Origin of the sequence: Rhodococcus sp. EPR-157, from assembly GCF_001647195.1 — a bacterium.
Lineage (GTDB): Bacteria > Actinomycetota > Actinomycetes > Mycobacteriales > Mycobacteriaceae > Rhodococcoides.
Genome location: NZ_LVCV01000467.1, coordinates 1 through 3545, shown reverse-complemented (window position 1 = coordinate 3545; position 3545 = coordinate 1). Strand labels below are relative to the sequence as shown.

Below are 3545 nucleotides of genomic sequence, written 5' to 3'. Positions count from 1 at the left end.
TGATGGTCATGATGTGTGTCGATCCGTATCTCGCCCTGCATCAGGCCGGGTTGCTATGAACCAGTGGACTCACCTCACCCTGACACGCAGGGCTCCCGCGTGCCCGGACAACATCTTGGTCGCCATCCCCGGCACCACGGAAACGAACGAACAAGCCGATCCGACCGTGCCAGTGGGCATGCTCCGCAGTGTCGTGGACCCACTGGAGTCCGAGTTCTCGGCACAGCAACTGCAGACCTACACAGTGCCGTATGTCGCAACGATCGTGAACGACAAAGCGCAAACATACGGAACCAGCAAGAAGGAAGCGATCGACCGAGCCTCACAACACCTTGCAGACAAAGCCGCCGAATGCCCCGGCACCAAGTTCGGTCTCACCGGCTTCTCACAAGGGGCCGATGCAGCCGGAGATCTGGCCAGCAAGATCGGAAACGGCACAGGCCCGATCAGCGCCGACCGCATGTTCGCAGTAGGTTTGATGGCCGACCCGGGCCAAAACCCGAACGCCGGGATCCAACTCGGAGCCAAGACCACAGGCACTGGTTTCGTCGGCGCTCGGCCGGAAGGGTTCGGCTCGCTCAACGACATCACCGCCAACGTCTGCGATCCCGAGGACACCTACTGCAACACCCCCAACGATGCGATCGCCACGCAGTTCCTCGGCCAACTGGGCTCGAAGATCGACGCCTCCGACCCCGCCTCCTCCGTCGCTGGAGTGGTCACCACCTTGCTAGGACTCGACGGGCAACCGTTGACCAACACTCTTGGAGAGCTGAACACCGCGGTGACATCGGGGAACGTCCTGATGGTGCCGCAGCTTGCGCTCGACCTCGCCGGCAACATCTCCACCCTGAGCGCCAAGGTGGCAGAAATGACCATTCCCGGTGCCGATATCGCACCGATGGCCACGACGGTCTCGCAGCTGACCGATGCGATCAGCCGCGGCGACATGCTTGCCGTCCCCGGTCTGCTTGCCACCTTGACCCCCCAGGTGATCACTTTTGCTTCTCAGTTCAGCTCCATGATCGGCACGGTGGTATCGAAATTGCCGATCAACGAATACATCGCGATCGGCACCACGGTGGCGCGGATCTCGACCAACGCTGCCGCCCAGAACTACCTGGCGCTGCCCGCCGACCTCGGCAAGCTCGTCGGGCAGGTCAACAATGCGGTCCGAAAGACTCTCCGCGCATTGCCGCTCGACGAGTTTCCACTTCTGAACAAACTGGCCGACGATCTCACCCCCGGGCGCGTTCTCGACGAAGTCCTCAACTACGCAACATCCCTCGCCACCGACTCGCACAACTCATACGACAGCAAGCCAATTGCCGACAGCGGCCGAACCGGAGCCGACGAGCTCACCAGCATGTTCCGCGTACGTATTGGAGACCCCGGGACGAAGATCGCCTCCTGATCGACGCACCCCGACCCGACACAACGATTGCGAGAAGCCTGTGTCGATGTTGATCGATCTGAGCGACCGCGATCTCGCTCTTCACATCGACCCTCGGTCTGGGGGTGCCGAACAGAGATGGCACCCCCAGACCGAGGGTCACTTACTGCACGAGACTGCGTCCCACACATCGGCCCAGGCGGCCCCGATACTGGTTGACACACTGACCGAACAGACCCCACACGTATGGATGTTGACAGCACCGTCACCCACCCCTATGCCGCGAGTCCACGGGTCGGACACGTCGCTGAACCACATCCAGATCATGGAAGCAGTGTGGCGCTTCACTATTCAGCGAGTGTCCCTGGTCGACAGCGGACAGGCCGCAGCCCAGGACTTCACTCCTGCATACCTGGTAGTCGAACCACTCAAGGACATCGTCGACGCACTGACTCGCACGCACCGCCGAAGCCTTCAACAACTGTCGTCGATCGCTCGACGAGGACACGACGGGAACGTCTACCTCGCCGCCTTCACATCCGACATCACCTCGGCTCGTATCCCCCATGAGTTACGCAAGCAACTCCTCACGCTGGGTAGATTGCAGTCCTACTGACACCCCGCTCCGACGTCGTCGGGTGGAATCGCGCATCCACTCTGCGGTTCCAGAGCGCCCATGTCAGGGCCCTGATTGCGCCTGTAAGAGCCGCGCGGACAGACTTCGCAGCCAGGCAGGACCCCCACTGGCGATCCGCAATGCTCGGCTATCGCTGTGCTGCCGCCTCGGCGGATGCTCGTCCGTTGCTGAGGTCGAATGCAGCGAAGCACTCTGCCACCGCTCGTGCCCGCTCCAGCGCCGAGGGTAGCTCCGCTAGTTCAACATCCCAAAGCTCACAACACATCTCCAATCGTGGGATGTTCGTAGCAGGTAAGCCCTGTGCACCTGCGGTCAGAGCGGCGATATCTGCAGGCAGGTGATGCCAGAGTGATCGAATGCCTTGGCGATGAAAGACTTTGCTGAGAAATGCTGCGTGTATCTCCGGGTCGGCACCGCCGAGGGTATTGCCGGCGAGTGCGTCGCCCAATGCCGCGAGCTCTGCCTCAATTCGCGGAGCGTCATCTTGAGCCTTGTCCGCCAATCGACGCCGGTCGTATCCGCTCATCTGAAGAAATGTCGGGTCCGCTCGTCCAAGCTGCGACGACGTGAGCGCGAACGCGAGTTCCCACACACGACCAGTGCTGGTGTCGATCGCGGCAAGCTCGAACGCATCGTGTACCTCGAACGACGGGCCTGTCGTATGAACGTCAACGACGATCAGTTGCCGGCCGCTCATATTCGCGGCTCGCTCTGCCAGACCACGTCGAGCTGCATGCAGCCATCTCGTCCGTCGTCACCGAGCTCGAACTCGGTCATCACCGCCTTGAACCTCTTAACGACATGATCCATACCGTCCCAGTACCGTTTCGCACTCAATGCTTTCCCCTGTCTCTGCGCACCCCACGTGTCGGTAACGAAACACCTGCGCGGCTGGTCGAACGAAGCGCCTCTCGACCCATCTATCGATGCACACTAATCACGACACCGGACACCTCGATCGGGCTGAATTTTCCCGGAGTGGTTGCAGGGCGTCCACCTGCGCAGGGCGCAGCTCTCCCGCAGAATGCGGCGTACGTGATCTATACCTCGGGTTCGACCGGTGATCCGAAAGGTGTCGTCGTCACTCACGAGGGCATCGGGGCATTGGTGCAGCAGATCAGGGCGAGCTATGGTCTCGATGCATCGTCGCGAGTGTGCCATCTCGCATCGCCTGGATTCGACACCGCCATCGTCGAACACCTTGCATCAGCGGCGGCAGGGGCGACTCTGGTCATCGCCCCGCCGGGGGTGTACGCGGGCCCCGAGTTGACGCAGCTGCTTGCGCGCCGCCACCTCACGCATCTGCTGATCACGCCGTCTGCGTTGGCGACACTGGATTGCTCCGCCCTCACCGACATCGAGACCATCATCATCGGCGGCGAATCAGCACCGAGAGACGTCGTCGCCGCATGGTCCCCGGGTCGCCGGATGCTCAATGCATACGGCCCCACCGAAACCACATGCAGTGTCACCATGACCGATTCCCTGGTCGCCGACGAGGCAATCGGTATCGGA

Annotated in this window: 4 protein-coding genes; 3 read left to right on the top strand and 1 reads right to left on the bottom strand. The window is 61.7% G+C overall.

What is annotated here, in order from left to right:
* Window positions 1-55 precede the first annotated feature (55 nt).
* Window positions 56-1414, top strand: a complete 1359-nt coding sequence (locus A2J03_RS21600) for a cutinase family protein (protein ID WP_068378104.1) — start codon at window positions 56-58, stop codon at window positions 1412-1414.
* A 46-nt stretch (window positions 1415-1460) separates the two neighbouring features.
* A complete protein-coding gene (locus A2J03_RS21595) occupies window positions 1461-2009 on the top strand; it encodes a hypothetical protein (RefSeq protein ID WP_156520508.1) in 549 nt (182 codons plus the stop codon).
* 148 nt (window positions 2010-2157) lie between these two features.
* Here the strand turns inward: A2J03_RS21595 and A2J03_RS21590 are convergent, their stop codons facing one another.
* Entirely contained in the window at window positions 2158-2727 is a 570-nt protein-coding gene (locus A2J03_RS21590) for a hypothetical protein (RefSeq protein WP_068378101.1), read from the bottom strand.
* Between the two features lie 281 nt (window positions 2728-3008).
* Here A2J03_RS21590 and A2J03_RS21585 point away from each other — a divergent pair.
* Window positions 3009-3545: AMP-binding protein (locus A2J03_RS21585; RefSeq protein WP_231912641.1), on the top strand; the 537-nt coding region annotated here is incomplete at its 3' end.

Excerpts from the sequence above, each read along its gene's own strand:
- A2J03_RS21600 (WP_068378104.1), top strand. The coding sequence starts at position 56 with ATGAACCAGTGGACTCACCTCACCCTGACACGCAGGGCTCCCGCGTGC.
- A2J03_RS21595 (WP_156520508.1), top strand. The coding sequence starts at position 1,461 with ATGTTGATCGATCTGAGCGACCGCGATCTCGCTCTTCACATCGACCCT.
- A2J03_RS21590 (WP_068378101.1), bottom strand. The coding sequence starts at position 2,727 with ATGAGCGGCCGGCAACTGATCGTCGTTGACGTTCATACGACAGGCCCG.